We start from the raw sequence: 16,976 nt of genomic DNA, 5'->3' as shown, positions 1-16,976 counted from the left end.
GGCGTCGAGACGCCCTCGAAGGGGTGAGATCACACTAGCCGCTCGATGAGAGCGCGATGGAACCGCTCCCCCCGCTCGAGCGCAGCGATCTCGACGTTCTCGTCGACGCCGTGGATCGACGCCCGCTGCGCGTTGGACATGTCGAGCGGTGCGAAGCGGTAGACGGCGGGCGCGAACCGGTGGAAATGACGCGAATCCGTCGCCGCCATCATCACGTACGGCACGGCCGGAACGCCCGGGTGAGACACCGAGAGAGCGTCGGCCAGCAGTGCGAACTGGGCGTTGTCGGTCGCCGACTCGGGCGACGGCTCGCTCGCCTCCTCGACCTTCACCACCACCAGCGGATCGCGGATGCGCCGACGCACCCGGAGGACGGCCTGCTGCGTCGTCTCGCCCAGCGCGATTCGCAGGTTCACGGTCGCGGAGGCCTGAGAAGGCAGAACGTTCGCGGCCGTTCCACCCGACTGCATCGTGGGCGCCACCGTCGTGCGCACGAGTGCGGCCGGCTCACCGCCGAGCGCCGCGAAGAGCCGGCCGATGAGGAACGGCGCGGATCCGAGCAGACGGAGAAGATGCCGAGCGGGTCCGGGGGTCTGAGCGCCGAGCTGAGACAGCATCCGTCCGATGGCCTTCGAGGGCCGAGGGCGGAACGTGGTGGGGCCGAGTCGGTCGACGGCCCGCGCCACTCGGCGCACGGCGGTGAGCGCCGGGGGCGCCGAGGCATGACCGCCCTCACCGCGCGCCGACAGGGTGAGCGTCATGACGCCCTTCTCCCCCACGCCGATCATGGCCGCGCGTCCGGGCACGAACGGCAGTGGTGTGTCGACCACCGCGCCTCCCTCATCGACGACCAGCCACGGGACGATGCCGCGCTCGCGGAGCACACGTGCGATCTCCTCCGCCGCCCGGCCGTAGGTCTCCTCGTTTCCGCCGAAGGAGAGGTAGATGTCGCGGGCGGGCGCGAAACCGTCGGCGAGCAGGTTCTCGACGGCTTCGAGCACGACGATCAGCGGACCCTTGTCATCGAGGGCTCCGCGTCCGTAGACGATGCCGTCGGCGATGACACCGGCGAACGGCGGATGCGTCCAGGCATCGCTCTCGTCGACCGGCACCACGTCGTAGTGTGCCATCAGCACAACGGGCTCCTCGGAGAGAGGTCCAGTGCCCGCCCAGCGGAAGAGCAGTCCGAAGTCGGTGTGCCGCTCGAGCGTCAGCCTCTCGTGGACCAACGGATAGAGGTCGGCGATCAGCGTGACGAAGTCCTCGAACGGCCCGGATCCACGCTCCTCGAGCTCGGCCGAGACTGTCGGCAACTGGATCATCTGCGCGAGGCGTTCGGCGATTCCCGGGCGAGGTGCGGTCACGTCGGCCATCGTATCGCCGGGCCTCCCTGTCTTCGGGAGCTCTCGGGGCGCGAGACAATTGACGGATGAGTCTGTTCGCCCTGGCCCCCAAGCGCGGTCCGCGCTGGCACCTGGCGACGCAGGCGGCTCTCGGAATCGCCGTCCCGATCGCCGTCATGACCCTCCTCGGCGAACCGTCGCTCGGCTACATCGCGGCATCCGGAGCCTTCACCGTCCTGTTCGCCGGCACCGCGCCGGTCATCGACCGGGCGAGGATCCTGCCCTTCGTCGCCGCGGGCCTGATCGTGAGCGCAGCCCTCGGTGTGATCGTCTCGGCGAACGCCTGGCTCGTGAGCATCGGCGTCGTCGTCGTCGCGATCGTCAGCGCGGCTCTGTCGTTCGGATTCCGCCTCGGTCCTCCAGGGCCCCTGTTCTTCGTGCTGGTCTTCGGGCTCTCCGCCCACGTCATCGCCAGTTCGCCGATCGCGCCGCTCGTCTACATCGCAGCCCTCGCGGCGGGTTGCCTGTTCTCGTATCTGGTCGCGATGGCTCCCCTGCTCCTCCCACGTTCGCGCACGATCACGGCGCGACCCCTGCGAGAGCTGCTTCCCGGCCCGGCCTTCACGTCCGATTCGCGCATGCTCCTCGTGCGGGTCGCCATCGTCGCCGTGATCGGAGTGCTGCTGGGCCTGGTGATCGATCCGACGCGGACGTACTGGATAGTGAGATCGGCCGTCGCCGTGATCGGTGTCGCCGCCGCGCGTCGTGCCGCCGTGCAGCGCGGACTGCACCGGATGCTCGGCACCGTCGTCGGCGCCGGCGTGTACGCGCTGCTCGCGCTGCTGCATCCGTCCGGCCTGTGGCTGGCGCTGCTGCTGGGCGCGCTGCAGTTCACGATCGAGCTCGTCGTGGTGCGTCACTACGCCCTGGCGCTCGTCTTCATCACCCCGCTGGTGCTCCTGCTGACCGGCGCAGCGACCGGGGACATCGGATCGATGGACGTCGCCTTCGAGCGCATCGTGGACACCGTCGTCGGGGCCGCCCTCGGCGCCGCATCCGGACTGCTCCACCCGCGGGCCGCCGCGAAGACCGACTGACTCTCGACGCCGACCTGCGCGCAGGCCATACTCGCACCATGAGCCGCGCACCCGAGATCGACGACTATCACCGCGGCCTCGCTCCGGAGGACCGCGAGATCTGCGACCTTCTCATCTCCGAGATCGAGCGCGGACTCCCGGAGGCTGCGGGCAAGGTGTGGCACGCGCATCCGGTGTGGTTCCTCGACGGCAATCCGATCGTCGGATACCACCGGCTGAAGGATGCCGTGCGCCTGATGTTCTGGAGCGGCCAGTCGTTCGCGAGCGGCGGCCTCACCCCGTCCGGGACGTTCCAGGCGGCCGAGGCGAGGTATCTCGACGCCGCCGATGTGGACACCCATGCCCTCGCCGGCTGGCTCGCCGAATCGCGCCTGATCCAGTGGGACTACGAGCACATCCGCACGAATCGCGGGTTGGTGAAGCGCACCGATTTCTGAACAGGCACGGGGAACATCCCGAGCACTCCGCCGGTTGCACCCTGAGGAGTGAGAGGGAGCCCGATGGAACTGACGCTCGTCACATCCGCGTTCTGCGGAGCCTGCTCGCGCACCCGTTCGGTTCTGACCGATGCCGCACGATTCCTGCCCGATGCCACGATCACCGAGATCGACGTCGCGCGCGAGCCTGACGCCGCCGAAGCGCTCGACATCCGCTTCACCCCGACCGTCATCATCCGCGACGCGGCCGGCACCGAGGTGTTCCGTGCCGAAGGCGTGCCGACCGTGCCCCAGGTGCTGACTGCTGCCGTGAAGGCACTTCCGTCCTGAGCCTCCGGGCACGCTGTTGCGAATGTCGGACCCCCGGCGAAGAATGAGCGTGCAGCGAGGTCGACGTCGACTCCGCATCACATGACTGGGGGCAGCACCGTGGCGAATCTCAACCCGTATCTCTCGTTCCGCACCGAGGCGCGGCAGGCGATGGAGTTCTATCAGAGCGTGCTCGGCGGTGACCTCGACATCAACGTCTTCGGCGAGTTCCCCGATATGGTCCAGAACCCCGAACAGAAGGACCTCGTGATGCACGCGCAGCTCACGACCGCCGACGGGCTCGTGCTCATGGCGTCGGACACACCGGACGGAATCCCGTTCGAACCGCCGCAGGGCTTCTCGGTGTCGCTCAGCGGCAACTCGCAGGAGCGCACACAAGCCGTCTGGGATGCACTGGCCGACGGCGCGGCCATCACGATGCCTCTCGACACCCCTCCGTGGGGCGGCACGTTCGGGATGCTCGTCGACCGCTTCGGCGTGCCGTGGATGCTGCACGGCGACCCGGAATGATCAGGACTCGACCCGGCCGGAACCTGATCCGGTGAACGCGAGACCCCCTCTGCCGCGATCGGCAGAAGGGGTCTCGGTGGTCGCCGTCGCGGAGTCGGTTCAGCGCAGCGCCTTGGCCTCGATGAAGGCGCGGAGCTCGTGCTCGTCGTCGGCCATCTCGGTCGTGCGCTGCGGGGCGTCGAGCATCGCGCGCAGCTCGGACGAGTACTCGAGCTCGACGCCGATCGCCTCACGGATCGTCTCGGCGAACTTCTGCGGCTTCGCGGTCTCGAGCACGAGCATCGGCACGCCGGGCTCGAGGTACTCGCGGGCGACCTTGACGCCGTCCGCCGTGTGCGGATCGATGATGTCGCCCGAGGCGTCGTACACCGCCTTGATCGTCGCGAGCCGGTCGCCGTGGGTGGAGGTCCCACTGACGATGCCGAACTCCTCGACGAAACGCTCGAGGTCCGCCGTGAAGTCGAAGTACCCCTGCGTGTCGAGCTCCTGCCACGCGCTCACGACGCGCGCGGCATCACGGCCGACGAGCTCGAAGATGAAGCGCTCGAGGTTCGACGCCTTCGAGATGTCCATCGACGGGCTCGACGTGGCGAGGGTCTGGGCTGCGCTGCGAGGACGATAGACGCCGGTGCGGAAGAACTCGTCGAGGACGTTGTTCTCGTTGGCGGCGAGCACCAGGCGACGGATCGGAAGACCCATCTGCTTCGCGAAGAAACCCGAGAGGATGTTGCCGAAGTTGCCCGACGGCACTGTGAACGACACCTCGGTCCAGCCGCCGGCATCCGTCGCCCGCAGCCATGCCCAGAAGTAGTACACGACCTGGGCGGTGATGCGGGCGAGGTTGATGGAGTTGACAGCGCCGAGGTGCTGGGCGCGCTTGAAGTCCAGGTCGCCCGCGAGATGCTTGACGAGGTTCTGGCAGTCGTCGAAGACGCCGTCGACCACGATGTTGTGGATGTTCTCGTCATCGAGCGAGAACATCTGCGCCCGCTGGAACGCGCTCATGCGTCCCTTCGGGGAGAGCATGAAGACCGAGATGCGATCCTTGCCGCGCAGCGCGTGCTCGGCGGCGGACCCGGTGTCACCCGACGTCGCGCCGAGGATGTTCAGAACCGAGCCCTTGCGCTCGAGCGCGTACTCGACGACCTGGCCGAGGAACTGCATGGCCATGTCCTTGAACGCCAGCGTCGGCCCCTCGGACAGTCCCACGAGCGTGAGGTCGTCGCCGATCGAGCGCAGCGGCACGACCTCCTCGGGGAACGGCTCGTATGCGGCGGCCGTCATGCGCGCGAGATCGGCACGAGGAATGTCCGTCGCGAACAACGCGAGCACCTCGGTCGCCAGCTGCGGGTAGGTCAGCGCGCGCCAGCGCTCGAGCGTCTCACCGTCGACCGTGGGCATGGTCTCGGGAACGGCCAGCCCGCCGTCGGGGGCGAGTCCTTCGAGCAGGGTCTCGCAGTACGGCAGCGGCTGCATGCCGCCTCGGGTGGAGATGTACTGCACGGGTGCTCCTCGGATCGGAATCGGCACGGGACTTCCATTGTCGCAGGTGGCCGGGAGGTGATTGCGCGAACGACGAGGGGCCGTGATCAGAACAGGGACGCGGGAAGCGCGCCCTCATGCTCGAGCAGCCAGCGCTTGGTCACGAGCCCCTGGCCCGGGGCGCCGCCGGAGTACCCTCCCAGCCCGTCGCCGGCGACGACGCGATGGCACGGCACGATGATCGGCACGGGGTTCGCGCCCATGATCGCGCCGATCCCTCTCGCGGGAATCTCGGTGCCGCTGCGCCGTGCGAGACCGCCGTAGGTCAGCGTCTCGCCGTGTCCGACCGTCTCATACAGCGCCATCAGCACCGCCCTGGTGGTCTCGGTCTGTCTGCCGAGTTCGACGGGCAGGTCGAACTCCCGCAGCGCGCCGTCGAAGTATGCGGTCAGCTGCGCGAGCGCCTCTGCGAGAAGCGGATCGGGCTCGGCATCCGTGTCCACCGGCGGATCCGACCGCCAGGTCACCCTCCGGATCGCCGACCCGTCGCTCACGACGCCGATCTCGCCGACGGGAGACAGCACGGTTCCGAACGAGGGCATGGCGAGAGAGTACCGTGCACCCGGGACAGCTCCTCGGACGTAGCGCAAGGTGACGTGCGGAGGCAATGGTATTCCGCTTCGGGTTCTCACCTCTTAGCGTGGAGCCCATCAACAGAATCAGGAGCCCTCATGACTGCGAAGACCCATACCGCGCATGACCACCAGCCCGGAGAAGGCCAGGCTCCCGCGAAAGCACTCACGCCTGTCGAGCCCCTGTACGAACGCGTCGACCTCGACCGCTACGTCGTACTCCACGAAGGCCCCGTCGGCTACGTCGAACATGTGCATCCGGTGTTCGTCTGCTACGTCGGGCACCCGTATCACCATGCTGATGAGGTGGCGCAGGTGCACGACTTCCATGACGCGGTGACGACCGTCCTGCACCGCGCCGTCGCGACTCGGCGCGCTCTGTGAGCCACGACGTCTGGCCCGGTTCGCCGTACCCCCTCGGGGCGACCTTCGACGGGCAGGGAACGAACTTCGCGCTGTTCAGCGAAGCGGCCGAGAAGGTCGAGCTGTGCCTCTTCGACGACGACGGCACCGAGGAGCGCGTGCTCCTGGAAGAGGTCGACGCGTTCGTGTGGCACGGCTACCTGCCTTCGGTGCAGCCCGGCCAGCTCTACGGGTACCGGGTGCACGGCGCGTACGATCCTGCGCAGGGTCAGCGGTTCAACCCGAACAAGCTCCTCCTCGATCCGTATGCCAAGTCGGTGGCCGGGCGCATCGACTGGGGTCAGCCCCTCTTCGGATACGACTTCGGCGATCCCGACTCGCGCAACGACGAGGACTCGGCCTCCACGATGGTCAAGGGCGTCGTCGTCAACCCGTTCTTCGAGTGGGCAGGCGACCGCCTTCCGAAGACGCCGTACGCGCAGACCGTCATCTACGAAGCGCACGTCAAGGGCCTCACAGAGCTGCACCCCGACGTCCCGGAGGAGCTGCGCGGCACGTATGCGGCGATCGCGCACCCGTCGGTCATCGAGCACCTCGTGCATCTGGGTGTCACCGCGATCGAGCTGATGCCGGTCCACCAGTTCGTGTACGACTCCACCCTGCTGGAGAAGGGTTTGACGAACTACTGGGGCTACAACACCCTGGCGTTCTTCGCACCCCACAACGACTACTCGTCCAGCGGACAGAACGGTCAGCAGGTGCAGGAGTTCAAGGCGATGGTGCGTGCTCTGCATGCCGCGGGCATCGAGGTCATCCTCGACGTCGTCTACAACCACACCGCAGAGGGCAACCACATGGGCCCGATGCTGTCGATGCGAGGCATCGACAACGAGGCGTACTACCGCCTCGAAGAGGATCGCCGGTACTACACCGACTACACCGGCACCGGGAACAGCCTCAACGCCGGCAACCCGCATGCGCTGCAGCTGATCATGGACTCGCTGCGCTACTGGGTCACCGAGATGCACGTCGACGGCTTCCGCTTCGACCTCGCGTCGACCCTCGCACGCGAGTTCTACGACGTCGACCGCCTCGCGGCGTTCTTCGAGCTCGTGCAGCAGGATCCGATCGTCTCCCAGGTGAAGCTCATCGCCGAGCCATGGGATGTCGGGCCCGGCGGATACCAGGTGGGCAACTTCCCGCCGCAGTGGACCGAGTGGAACGGCAAGTACCGCGACACCGTGCGCGACTTCTGGAGAGGGGAGCCCCAGGCTCTCGGCGAATTCGCCTCGCGACTCACGGGCTCCGCCGACCTCTACGAGCACTCCGGCAGACGCCCGGTGGCATCCATCAACTTCGTCACGGCTCACGACGGTTTCACGCTGCGCGATCTGGTCTCGTACAACGAGAAGCACAACGACGCGAACGGCGAGGACAACAACGACGGGGAATCGCACAACCGCTCCGAGAACAACGGGGTGGAGGGGCCGACCGACGACGAGGCGGTGAACCGCATCCGCGCCAGGCAGCAGCGCAACTTCCTGGCGACGCTGCTGCTGTCGCAGGGCGTGCCGATGATCGCGCACGGCGACGAGCTCGGCCGCACCCAGAACGGCAACAACAACGGCTACGCCCAGGACAACGAGATCACGTGGGTCGACTGGGAATCGGCCGATCTGCCTCTCGTGGAGTTCACCGCAGCGGTGGCACGGCTTCGCCGCGACCACCCGACGTTCCGACGCAGCCGCTTCTTCGACGGCCGTCCGGTGCGGTCGGAGGATGGCGAGCGCGTTCCCGATGTCGTCTGGCTGCGTCCGGACGGCCGCCGCATGGAACCTGAGGACTGGGATTCGGGGTTCGGCCTCGCGATCGGAGTCTTCCTGAACGGTCAGGGGATCCGCGAGAAAGACCGTCGCGGTCGCCCGGTCACAGACCAGAACTTCCTCGTCTACTTCAACAGCGGGACGGATGCCGTCGAGGTCGCTCTCCCCGACGAGCGGCACGGCCATGCGTGGGAGGTCATGATCGACACAGCGGGCGAGCGGGCCGACGGTGCGTCGCTGGATCCGGGCGCGGCAGTCTCGCTCGAGGCTCACTCGCTCATCGTGCTGCGCGACGTCGACCGCACAGTGGTGTCGACGGACAATTCGGTCGAGGCATCGCTGCGCATTCAGACCGAGCAGTCCGAGGCACCGGCGCCGGCACCCACAGCGGAGCTTCCTCGATGACCCGTCGCCCTCTCTCGACGTATCGACTGCAGATCAGGGCGGGCTTCACGCTCGACGACGCCGCGGCGGTCACCGGCTACCTGGCCGACCTCGGTGTCTCCTGGGCGTATCTGTCGCCGCTGCTCGCGGCCGTGCCCGGGTCGGACCACGGATACGACGTCGTCGACCATTCCCGGGTCGACGATGCGCGCGGTGGCCCCGAGGGACTCGAGCGCTTCGCCGCCGCCGCGCGCGCAGCCGACCTCGGCATCCTCGTCGACATCGTCCCGAACCATGTCGGGGTGGCGCTCCCCCGCGCCAACCCCTGGTGGTGGGACATGCTGCGGCTCGGTCGCGCATCGCGGCACGCGGTTGCCTTCGACGTCGACAAGAGGGTGTCACAGGGTCGGGTGCGACTGCCGATCCTCGGGTCCTCGCCCGCCGAGGCCCTCGCCGCAGGGGAGATCGTCATCGACACGACCCCCGCGGAGGATGCTCCCGACGGGAGGCTGAGCTACTTCGATCACGTGCTGCCGCTGGCACCGGGCACAGGAGCACTTGCGGAGGATCTTCCTGCTCTGCTCGACGCCCAGAACTACGAGCTGCGGTTCTGGGAGGACCAGAACACCGACCTCGACTACCGCCGCTTCTTCGCCGTCTCGGAGCTGGCGGGCATCCGAGTCGAGCTTCCGGATGTGTTCGAGGAGTCGCACCGGGAGATCGCCAGGTGGATCACAGACGGGCTCGCCGACGGACTGCGCGTGGACCACCCGGACGGGCTGGCTCACCCCGGCGACTATCTGGAACATCTCGCCGACGCGACCGGCGCCGCCTACACCCTGGTCGAGAAGATCCTGGAGCCCGGCGAGGAACTGCCTTCCTGGTGGCGCGCCGACGGCACGACCGGCTACGACGCGCTGGTCGAGATCGACCGAGTCCTGATCGACCAGTCGGGCGTCGACGAACTCGACGCCCTCGACGCGCGGTTGCGCGCCGAGACCGGTCTGCCGGTCGCGCAGTCGTGGCACGATCTGATCCTCACCACGAAGCGGAAGGTGGCCGACGAGCTGCTGCGATCCGAGGTGCGCCGACTGGTGCGGGCGCTGCCGTTCGGCGTGGTCGGAGCCGAGGATGCTCTGACCGAGATCGTCGCGAGCTTCCCCGTGTACCGGGCGTATCTGCCGGCGGGGCGTGAGCATCTGCAGCACGCGATCGATGACGCCGCCCACCGACGGCCCGATCTCGCCGAATCGATCGCCGAGCTGGCGCCGCTGCTCTTCGACACGACGCTCGAGGTGGCGGAGCGGTTCCCGCAGGTCACCGGAGCGGTGATGGCGAAGGGTGTGGAGGACACCGCGTTCTACCGGTTCACCCGGCTGGGCACGCTGACCGAGGTCGGTGGCGACCCGTCGATCGGGTCGCTCTCAGTCGAGTCGTTCCATGATGCCCAGCGGTCGCGACTCGCCTCATGGCCGCACTCGATGACCACGCTGTCGACGCACGACACGAAGCGCTCCGAAGATGTCCGTGCCCGGCTGTCGGTGCTCGCCGAGGTCCCCGAGCGCTGGTCCGAGACGCTGACGGAACTCCGCGCCGTCGCGTCGACCGGACACGGTCCTCTCGACGCGCTCCTGTGGCAGGCCGTCGTGGGAGCGTGGCCCATCTCGACCGAGCGATTGACCGCCTACGGCCTGAAGGCCGCTCGCGAGGCCGCCGAGGGCACCGGTTGGCAGCACCCGGACGCCGAGTTCGAGAACGGCGTCACGGCGATCGCCGAGGCCGCCAACGGCTCCGCGCGCGACATCGTCGAACGGTTCGTGGGCGAGATCGTCGCCCCCGGCCGCGTCAACTCGCTGTCAGCGAAGCTGCTCCAGCTCGCGGCTCCCGGCGTTCCGGACGTCTACCAGGGCACCGAGCTGTGGGATCACTCGCTGGTCGACCCCGACAACCGTCGACCGGTCGACTTCGCCGAGCGATCCGCGCTGCTGCGACTCCTCGACGAGGACGCCGCCCGCGGCATCCTTCCTCCGATCGACGACTCCGGACTCGCGAAGATGCTCATCACCTCGAGGGCTCTGCGCCTGCGTCGCGATCATGCCGACCTCTTCCACGGCTATCGACCCGCTGCGGTCACAGGGCAGGCCGCCGACCACGCCATCGCCTTCGATCGCGGCGGAGTGCTCGCGATAGCCACCCGCCTGCCGGTCGGTCTGGCGCGCCGGGGCGGGTGGGGAGACACCGTGCTGATGCGGCCCGATCTCGCCGCCGTCGACGTTCTGACGGGCCGACGGGTCGACGGAGGTCCTGTCCTGCTGAAGGACCTGCTCGACACCTATCCGGTCGCGCTCCTGGTGGAAGAGCGATGATCTCGGTCTGGGCGCCGCGCGCAAACACCGTGCGGCTGCGGCGCCTGACTCCCGCGTGCGTGCTGATCTCGGAGCACGACATGACGCCGACCTCGGCGGAACCGGGATGGTGGACCAGCGACGTCCCGATGTCCGAGGGCGAGCGCTATGGCTTCCTGCTCGACGGGAGCGATGAGCTTCGGCCCGACCCCCGGTCTCGGCGACAGCCCCGCGGTGTGCACGGACCGTCCGCCGTGTTCGACGCCGCGCGCTTCGAGTGGACCGACCTGGGCTGGACGGGTCGGCCGGTCGAAGGCGGAGTGATCTACGAGCTGCACGTCGGCACCTTCACGCCCGAGGGGACTCTCGACGCGCTGATCGGCCGCCTCGATCACCTCGTCGGGCTCGGCCTCACGCACATCGAGCTGCTCCCGGTCAATGCGTTCAGCGGCACCTGGAACTGGGGCTACGACGGAGTGCTCTGGTACGCCGTGCACGAGGCCTACGGCGGCCCTGCCGGGTACCAGAGGCTCGTGGATGCGGCGCACGCGCGCGGCCTCGCAGTGATCCAGGATGTGGTCTACAACCATCTGGGTCCGAGCGGCAACTACCTGCCCGAGTTCGGACCGTACCTGCGCGACGGCCAGCACACGTCGTGGGGCGAGTCGGTGAACCTCGATGAGCCGGCGGTGCGCGAGTACATCATCGAGAACGCCCTGATGTGGCTACGCGATTTCCACGTCGACGGGCTGCGACTCGATGCGGTGCACGCGCTCCACGACGAGCGCACTCCGCACATCCTGCAGGAGCTCGCCGAACGCGTCGACGCTCTCTCCGTCGAGCTCGAGCGACCGCTCAGCCTGATCGCGGAGTCCGATCTGAACGACCCGACGCTCATCCTGCCCCGCGACGCCGGCGGATACGGGCTCACGGCGCAGTGGTCGGACGACTGGCATCACGCGGTCCATGTGGCACTCACCGGTGAGACCGACGGTTATTACGCGGACTTCGCCGCACCGGATGCCGTGGCCAAGGTGTCGGAAGGCGGCTTCTTCCACGACGGCACGTACTCCTCTTTCCGCGGCCGCCCGCACGGCGCTCCCCTGCCCGCGAGCGTCCCCGCCTGGCGCCTCGTCACCTTCGCACAGGATCACGACCAGATCGGCAACCGGGCCGCCGGCGACCGGCTCGCAGCCTCGCTGTCGCCCGGGCGCCTCGCCGTCGCCGCGGTGCTCACGCTGACCGCCCCGGGCACGCCCATGCTGTTCATGGGAGAGGAGTGGGGCGCATCGACGCCCTGGCAGTTCTTCACCTCGCACAAGGAACCCGAGCTCGCCCGAGCCACCGCCGAAGGCCGCATCGCCGAGTTCGCGCGCATGGGCTGGGATCCGGCGCAGGTGCCCGATCCGCAGGATCCGGCGACGTTCGAACGCTCGCACCTCGACTGGAGCGAGCTCGGCGACGCGCCGCACGCCGAGCTGCTCGACCTCTACCGCCGCCTGATCTCGCTGCGACAGGAGCGCGCCGACCTCAGCGACCCCGACATGGCACACACGACCGCCACGGTCTCGCATCGGGATGCGGCTCCGGATGCCCGCGCCTATCGCATCGACCGCGGACACCTCTCGGTGCTCGTCAACCTCACCTCGGACGAGGTCGAGTTCGGCCTGGAACCGGATGCCAGGGTGCTGCTGGAGACCGCGCCCGGCCGGATCACGGCCCGCACGATCTTCGTCCTGCCGGAGTCGGCGGTGATCGTCGGTCCGCCCGACTGATCGACCTCACCCCGCGGCGATCGCCTTCGCGAAGCACAGCGAGAGGTCGCTCTCCACGTAGTGGCCGTACAGCGGGATCGGCGCATACCCCTCCCGCTCGTAGAAGCGCACGGCATCGGGCTGCGCCGTGCCGGTCTCGAGCACCAGGCGTCGGATACCGAGATCGTCCGCGGCCCGCTCGAGAGCGCTGAGCAGTGCGGTGGCCGCTCCGGTGCCGCGCGCTTGCGGAGCGGCGTACATCCGCTTGATCTCCGCGACGCCTTCTCCCAGCACATCTGCATCGAGCACCCGCAGTCCACCGCACACGATCGCCACTCCCTGCGCATCGCGCGCGATCAGGAAGACCGGCACGTCGTCGGCTGAGGGTACGACGCCGGGCTCGTGGTCGTCGCTGCCGTATCGAGCGTCGAGCTCGACCCGTTGCGCGGCGCGCAGCCGCTCGGCATCCGGGTGCGTCCAGGCCACGCGCTCGATCGTCACACTCGTCATCAGTCGTTCTCCCTCGATCCTGCGTCCGCCCACCACGGTACAGAGCTGGGATTTCGGCGATGTTGCCGGCCTCCGGTTCAAGTTTCGCTGAGTTCAGCGTTTTCTGTACTGTAGTGGTGTGACTCTCACGGCCTCCCCCACCCACACCGCGGCGGTCGCCCGGCTGGGACACGCACTGTCGGACTCGACACGCGCATCGATCCTGCTCGCGCTCCGCGAAGAGCCCGCGTATCCCTCCGACCTCGCCGAACATCTCGGCGTGAGTCGACAGCTGCTGTCGAACCATCTCGCGTGTCTGCGCGGGTGCGGTCTCGTCGAGAGCATCCAAGACGGCCGGCGCAGCCGCTATCAGCTCGCGGACCCGCACCTCGTCCCGGCACTCGACGCACTGCTGCAGGTCGTGCTGATCGTCGAGCCCGACTGCTGCGACGGCGAAGGGTGCACCTGCTGATGACCACGGTCGCTCCGACCCCTGCCCGTCGGACGACGCTGCACCGTCGCATCCGACTCATCGTGGCATTCACGATCATCTATAACGTGATCGAGGCGATCGTCGCGATCACGGCCGGGTCCGTCGCGTCCTCCGCCGCGCTCATCGGCTTCGGCCTCGACTCGAGCATCGAGGTGCTGTCCGCTGCGGCCGTCGCCTGGCAGTTCACCCGCCGCGACCCCGAGCGGTGGGAGAAGCCGACGCTTCGGGTGATCGCCGTCGCCTTCTTCGCCCTCGCGATCTACGTCGTCGCATCGTCCGCGCTCTCGCTGATCGGCGGCGACCGCCCGGCACACAGCGCAGTCGGCCTCGTCCTCACCGCCGTGAGCGTCGTCATCATGCCCCTCGTCTCCCTCGCGGAGCGTCGCGCGGGGCAGGAGGTCGGCTCGGCCACAGCGGTCGCCGATTCGAAGCAGACGCTGATCTGCACCTACCTGTCGGCCGCCGTGCTGGTCGGCCTCGCACTCAACAGCCTGTTCGGCTGGTGGTGGGCGGATGCCGTCGCGGGACTCGTCATCGCGATCTTCGCCGTGCGCGAAGGCGTGGAGGCGTGGAAGGGCGACGCCTGTGCGACATCCGTCGGCATGATCCTCGAAGACGAGCACGACCACCACGACCACGACCAGCACCACCACCACGAACACGACGAGCACCACGAAGGCCGCTGACGACGCGGCCCGCAGAGATTTCCGCCACCCGCGTCACGATCCTGCGATCTGCGGGTCTTGCATGTGAGACGTGGAGTGAGGCTGGGGGTAAGCGCTCGCTCCACGTCCGGGCCGCGCTCTCCCCTTTTCCGCGTGGCTCGCGGGTGGGGCCATCTCCCACGGCCTCACCCGCCCTCCGTCTCCTGGCCCGGGCGCAGCGCTCTCTCGTTCAGATCCAGCCGCGCTCTTCGGCGAGGAGCACCGCCTGCTGCCGCGTGCCGACCGACAGCTTCGCGAGCACGGCCGAGATGTGATTACGCACCGTCCCGGGGGCGAGCGACAGTGCCTTCGCGATCTGACCTGTCGTCTGGCCGCGGCGGCCTGCGCGCAGCACGTCGAGCTCGCGGTCGGTGAGCGGGGATCGTTCGTCACTCAGCGCGTCGGCCGCGATCTCCGGATCGACGTACCGCGCGCCGGCTGCGACCCTGCGGATCACGTCGGCGACCTGATCGGCGCCGCGGGACTTCGGCAGGAAGCCCGAGACCCCGGAGGCGAGCGCCCGACGCAGCACGCCCGGGCGGGCATGCCGAGTCACCACGACGCACCGGGTGGCGATAGCCCTGTTCAGCCGCTCGGCGACTTCGACACCATCGAGGCCCGGCATCTCGAGATCGAGCAGGCACACGTCCGGCGTCAACCGCAGAGCCTCGGCGAGCGCCTGCTCTCCGTCTTCGCACTCGGCGACGACCTCGATGTCGCCCTCGAGTCGCAGCAGCGCCGCAAGCGCGGAACGGATCATCCCCTCGTCATCGGCGAGAAGCACCCGGATCATCGCGAACCCCCTCTGTCGACGGACGCATCCTCGTTCGCGGGCACCGTGACCACCACCGCGAAGTCACCGCCCTCGTCATGGATCTCCAGGGTGCCGCCCGCCTCGGCGATGCGGCGCCTGACGCCATCGAGGCCCGAGCCGACCGGCTCGCTCGCAGCATCGGCATCCACGTCGTTCGCCACCTCGTATCGCCACCCCTCCGGCACCCTCTTGAGCGTGAGCCGCGCGTGGCGTCCTGCACCATGCCGCAGAACGTTGGTGGTCGTCTCTCGGATCACCGGTCCCAGCGCGGATGCCGGCGCGTCGTCGGCGTCCGGCGCGATCTCCGCGTCCACCGCGAGACCTGCGGCGCTGAGGAGGTCGCGCGCGTTCGCCACCTCGTCACCCAACGGCACCGAACGGAACCGGGTCGCGAGATCGCGTGTGCCCTGCCGCGCCTCGTCGACGCTCACCCGCGCGGCCTGCAGCTGTTCGAGCGCCGCATCAGGATCGAGCCCCATCAGTCGCTCAGCCAGTTCGAGCTGCAGCGCGATCACCTGCAGGTGGTGCCCTTGCAGGTCATGCACGTCGGTGGCGACGCGAAGTCGTTCCTGGGTCGCAGCGAGCCTCGACTCGGAGGCGCGCGCCCGGTCGAGCGTGACCAGGACATCCCACCACCACAGCGAGCTCACCGACATCGCCGGGATCAGGATGGTGTACAGAGCGGGCAGCCAGCCCGGAGCACCCGGTTCCATGGCGCCGCGGGCCCCGTCGATGAACGCCAGGCAGAAGAGCAGCACGGTCGCGAGGACCACGATCCGCAGCCGCACGCCCTTCGGCCAGTTGAGCAGCACGACCGACTGCGCGATCGGCATGAGCGCGAGCAGCCAGCTGTCGGTCACGAAGCCCGCCAGCGCGCCATAGGCGGCGGCGATCAGCAGCGGAAGAGCGATGCGCGTCCAGGGAATCCCCGGGTCGGCGTCGACGCGGTGCCGATACGCCCACAGCAGGATGGCGGTCGACAGCCACCAGACGATGCCCCCGACGCCGACGACCACCGGCGCGGTCGCGTCACCCGGCGAGGCGAGCGCCTCGAGTGTCCACACCAGCACCAGGAAGAGTTCGAGGAACACGACGGCCGAGAACGTGTACCACCAGGTCGCGGTGATGCCACGAGCAAGCTGCCGGGCTCCGAGCGACGGGTCGCCTGGCGGCTCGACCAGCGGGGATGTGCTCTGCATGCCCCCACGATACGGGCGTGACACATGTCACGGATGCTGCGGGTGAAGCACCCGGAAACGAGTGACGGCCCGACACTGCCGCCGGGAGCGGAGGAGCGATGGACTGGATACATCGCGGCGGAGACACCGGCGCTCAGACCATAGGAGCAATCCAATGAACCTCATCGAGACCTTCCAGGGCTTCGTCGCCCAGGTTCCCGAGCTCGTCCAGCCGCTCATCGTCGCCCTCGCAGGTGCCATTCCCTTCATCGAGGGTGAGGGTGCCGTCTCGATCGGCATCATCGGCGGCATCCACCCCGTCGTCGCCGCCATCGCGGCGATCGTGGGCAACTTCCTCTGCGTCGCCGTGCTCGTGATCGCGAGCTCGGGTGCGCGCACCGCGATCGTGAACCGCAACCGCAGCCGTGAGGCCGTGCTGGCCGGAACGGGCGGCGGCGCCGTCGAGTCGATCCCCGCGGAGTCCGAGCGCGGCGGTGCGCGCAAGGAGAAGTTCCAGCGGGCGTTCGAGCGCTACGGCGTTCCCGGCGTGAGCCTCCTCGGTCCCCTGCTGCTGCCGACCCAGTTCACCGCCACGATGCTCGCCGCGGCCGGTGTGGGCAAGGTCCGCATCCTGATCTGGCAGGCTGTCGCCATCGTCGGGTGGACCACGATCGTCGCCGTGATCGTCGGCAGCGCCGTCTACGCGATCCGCTGATCGGACGACTCACCGCGACGCAGACGCACGCGGCGCCTGGAACACAGCAGCGGGTGGTCACCGACCGGTGATCACCCGCTGCT

The 16,976-nt window shown here is 68.7% G+C and carries 17 protein-coding genes; 11 read left to right on the top strand and 6 right to left on the bottom strand.

Annotated elements, in window-relative coordinates:
* Window positions 1–29: 29 nt before the first annotated feature.
* Window positions 30–1,373 carry a M20/M25/M40 family metallo-hydrolase gene (locus MRBLWH13_RS01495; protein WP_341956584.1) on the bottom strand — a complete coding sequence of 448 codons (1,344 nt, stop codon included), beginning with the start codon at window positions 1,371–1,373 and terminating at the stop codon, window positions 30–32.
* 56 nt (window positions 1,374–1,429) lie between these two features.
* Here MRBLWH13_RS01495 and MRBLWH13_RS01490 point away from each other — a divergent pair, with 56 nt between their 5' ends.
* From MRBLWH13_RS01490 to MRBLWH13_RS01475, 4 genes are all read left to right on the top strand, one after another.
* A complete protein-coding gene (locus tag MRBLWH13_RS01490) occupies window positions 1,430–2,440 on the top strand; it encodes an FUSC family protein (protein WP_341956583.1) in 1,011 nt (336 codons plus the stop codon).
* A 38-nt stretch (window positions 2,441–2,478) separates the two neighbouring features.
* On the top strand, window positions 2,479–2,877 hold the full coding sequence (locus MRBLWH13_RS01485; protein ID WP_341956582.1) for a DUF1801 domain-containing protein: 399 nt from the start codon (window positions 2,479–2,481) through the stop codon (window positions 2,875–2,877).
* A gap of 63 nt (window positions 2,878–2,940) precedes the next feature.
* Window positions 2,941–3,207 (top strand): thioredoxin family protein, encoded by a 267-nt coding sequence (locus tag MRBLWH13_RS01480; RefSeq protein ID WP_341956581.1) that lies wholly within the window; start codon window positions 2,941–2,943, stop codon window positions 3,205–3,207.
* 81 nt (window positions 3,208–3,288) lie between these two features.
* Window positions 3,289–3,717, top strand: a complete 429-nt coding sequence (locus tag MRBLWH13_RS01475) for a VOC family protein (protein ID WP_341956580.1) — start codon at window positions 3,289–3,291, stop codon at window positions 3,715–3,717.
* 99 nt (window positions 3,718–3,816) lie between these two features.
* Here the strand turns inward: MRBLWH13_RS01475 and thrC are convergent, their stop codons facing one another.
* Window positions 3,817–5,220 (bottom strand): threonine synthase, encoded by a 1,404-nt coding sequence (gene thrC, locus MRBLWH13_RS01470; protein ID WP_341956579.1) that lies wholly within the window; start codon window positions 5,218–5,220, stop codon window positions 3,817–3,819.
* A gap of 86 nt (window positions 5,221–5,306) precedes the next feature.
* A complete protein-coding gene (locus tag MRBLWH13_RS01465; protein WP_341956578.1) occupies window positions 5,307–5,801 on the bottom strand; it encodes a methylated-DNA--[protein]-cysteine S-methyltransferase in 495 nt (164 codons plus the stop codon).
* 129 nt (window positions 5,802–5,930) lie between these two features.
* On the opposite strand from MRBLWH13_RS01465, the gene MRBLWH13_RS01460 reads away from it, so the two are divergent.
* Genes MRBLWH13_RS01460 through treZ form a run of 4 tightly spaced genes read left to right on the top strand, consistent with a single transcriptional unit; the run spans window position 5,931 to window position 12,521 of the window.
* Entirely contained in the window at window positions 5,931–6,215 is a 285-nt protein-coding gene (locus MRBLWH13_RS01460) for a hypothetical protein (RefSeq protein WP_341956577.1), read from the top strand.
* Window positions 6,212–8,422, top strand: coding sequence for a glycogen debranching protein GlgX (gene glgX, locus MRBLWH13_RS01455; protein ID WP_341956576.1), 2,211 nt, complete (start codon window positions 6,212–6,214; stop codon window positions 8,420–8,422). Before MRBLWH13_RS01460 ends, glgX begins: the two co-directional genes overlap by 4 nt.
* Window positions 8,419–10,767 (top strand): malto-oligosyltrehalose synthase, encoded by a 2,349-nt coding sequence (treY, locus tag MRBLWH13_RS01450; RefSeq protein ID WP_341956575.1) that lies wholly within the window; start codon window positions 8,419–8,421, stop codon window positions 10,765–10,767. Before glgX ends, treY begins: the two co-directional genes overlap by 4 nt.
* Entirely contained in the window at window positions 10,764–12,521 is a 1,758-nt protein-coding gene (gene treZ / locus MRBLWH13_RS01445) for a malto-oligosyltrehalose trehalohydrolase (protein ID WP_341956574.1), read from the top strand. The genes treY and treZ overlap by 4 nt, the downstream gene beginning before the upstream one ends.
* A gap of 6 nt (window positions 12,522–12,527) precedes the next feature.
* On the opposite strand, the gene MRBLWH13_RS01440 is transcribed toward treZ, so the two are convergent.
* Window positions 12,528–13,010, bottom strand: coding sequence for a GNAT family N-acetyltransferase (locus MRBLWH13_RS01440; protein WP_341956573.1), 483 nt, complete (start codon window positions 13,008–13,010; stop codon window positions 12,528–12,530).
* A 118-nt stretch (window positions 13,011–13,128) separates the two neighbouring features.
* On the opposite strand from MRBLWH13_RS01440, the gene MRBLWH13_RS01435 reads away from it, so the two are divergent.
* Complete coding sequence (locus MRBLWH13_RS01435) at window positions 13,129–13,461, top strand: metalloregulator ArsR/SmtB family transcription factor (RefSeq protein WP_200934033.1); 333 nt, start codon at window positions 13,129–13,131, stop codon at window positions 13,459–13,461.
* A complete protein-coding gene (locus MRBLWH13_RS01430) occupies window positions 13,461–14,168 on the top strand; it encodes a cation transporter (RefSeq protein ID WP_341956572.1) in 708 nt (235 codons plus the stop codon). The genes MRBLWH13_RS01435 and MRBLWH13_RS01430 overlap by 1 nt, the downstream gene beginning before the upstream one ends.
* A 208-nt stretch (window positions 14,169–14,376) precedes the next feature.
* Here the strand turns inward: MRBLWH13_RS01430 and MRBLWH13_RS01425 are convergent, their stop codons facing one another.
* Complete coding sequence (locus MRBLWH13_RS01425; protein WP_056309526.1) at window positions 14,377–14,979, bottom strand: response regulator transcription factor; 603 nt, start codon at window positions 14,977–14,979, stop codon at window positions 14,377–14,379.
* Window positions 14,976–16,199 carry a histidine kinase gene (locus tag MRBLWH13_RS01420; RefSeq protein ID WP_341956571.1) on the bottom strand — a complete coding sequence of 408 codons (1,224 nt, stop codon included), beginning with the start codon at window positions 16,197–16,199 and terminating at the stop codon, window positions 14,976–14,978. Before MRBLWH13_RS01420 ends, MRBLWH13_RS01425 begins: the two co-directional genes overlap by 4 nt.
* A gap of 154 nt (window positions 16,200–16,353) precedes the next feature.
* Here MRBLWH13_RS01420 and MRBLWH13_RS01415 point away from each other — a divergent pair, with 154 nt between their 5' ends.
* On the top strand, window positions 16,354–16,893 hold the full coding sequence (locus tag MRBLWH13_RS01415; protein ID WP_341956570.1) for a small multidrug efflux protein: 540 nt from the start codon (window positions 16,354–16,356) through the stop codon (window positions 16,891–16,893).
* The last annotated feature ends 83 nt before the right edge of the window (window positions 16,894–16,976 follow it).

The sequence above is a fragment of the Microbacterium sp. LWH13-1.2 genome (genome assembly GCF_038397735.1).
In the GTDB taxonomy this organism is placed as follows: domain Bacteria; phylum Actinomycetota; class Actinomycetes; order Actinomycetales; family Microbacteriaceae; genus Microbacterium.
This window is presented reverse-complemented; position numbering and strand designations above follow the sequence as displayed.

Excerpts from the sequence above, each read along its gene's own strand:
- MRBLWH13_RS01480 (WP_341956581.1), top strand. The coding sequence starts at position 2,941 with ATGGAACTGACGCTCGTCACATCCGCGTTCTGCGGAGCCTGCTCGCGC.
- MRBLWH13_RS01495 (WP_341956584.1), bottom strand. The coding sequence starts at position 1,373 with ATGGCCGACGTGACCGCACCTCGCCCGGGAATCGCCGAACGCCTCGCG.
- MRBLWH13_RS01485 (WP_341956582.1), top strand. The coding sequence starts at position 2,479 with ATGAGCCGCGCACCCGAGATCGACGACTATCACCGCGGCCTCGCTCCG.
- treZ (WP_341956574.1), top strand. The coding sequence starts at position 10,764 with ATGATCTCGGTCTGGGCGCCGCGCGCAAACACCGTGCGGCTGCGGCGC.
- MRBLWH13_RS01490 (WP_341956583.1), top strand. The coding sequence starts at position 1,430 with ATGAGTCTGTTCGCCCTGGCCCCCAAGCGCGGTCCGCGCTGGCACCTG.
- MRBLWH13_RS01440 (WP_341956573.1), bottom strand. The coding sequence starts at position 13,010 with ATGACGAGTGTGACGATCGAGCGCGTGGCCTGGACGCACCCGGATGCC.
- MRBLWH13_RS01475 (WP_341956580.1), top strand. The coding sequence starts at position 3,289 with ATGACTGGGGGCAGCACCGTGGCGAATCTCAACCCGTATCTCTCGTTC.
- MRBLWH13_RS01430 (WP_341956572.1), top strand. The coding sequence starts at position 13,461 with ATGACCACGGTCGCTCCGACCCCTGCCCGTCGGACGACGCTGCACCGT.
- MRBLWH13_RS01420 (WP_341956571.1), bottom strand. The coding sequence starts at position 16,199 with ATGCAGAGCACATCCCCGCTGGTCGAGCCGCCAGGCGACCCGTCGCTC.
- MRBLWH13_RS01460 (WP_341956577.1), top strand. The coding sequence starts at position 5,931 with ATGACTGCGAAGACCCATACCGCGCATGACCACCAGCCCGGAGAAGGC.
- MRBLWH13_RS01425 (WP_056309526.1), bottom strand. The coding sequence starts at position 14,979 with ATGATCCGGGTGCTTCTCGCCGATGACGAGGGGATGATCCGTTCCGCG.
- treY (WP_341956575.1), top strand. The coding sequence starts at position 8,419 with ATGACCCGTCGCCCTCTCTCGACGTATCGACTGCAGATCAGGGCGGGC.
- MRBLWH13_RS01415 (WP_341956570.1), top strand. The coding sequence starts at position 16,354 with ATGAACCTCATCGAGACCTTCCAGGGCTTCGTCGCCCAGGTTCCCGAG.
- MRBLWH13_RS01465 (WP_341956578.1), bottom strand. The coding sequence starts at position 5,801 with ATGCCCTCGTTCGGAACCGTGCTGTCTCCCGTCGGCGAGATCGGCGTC.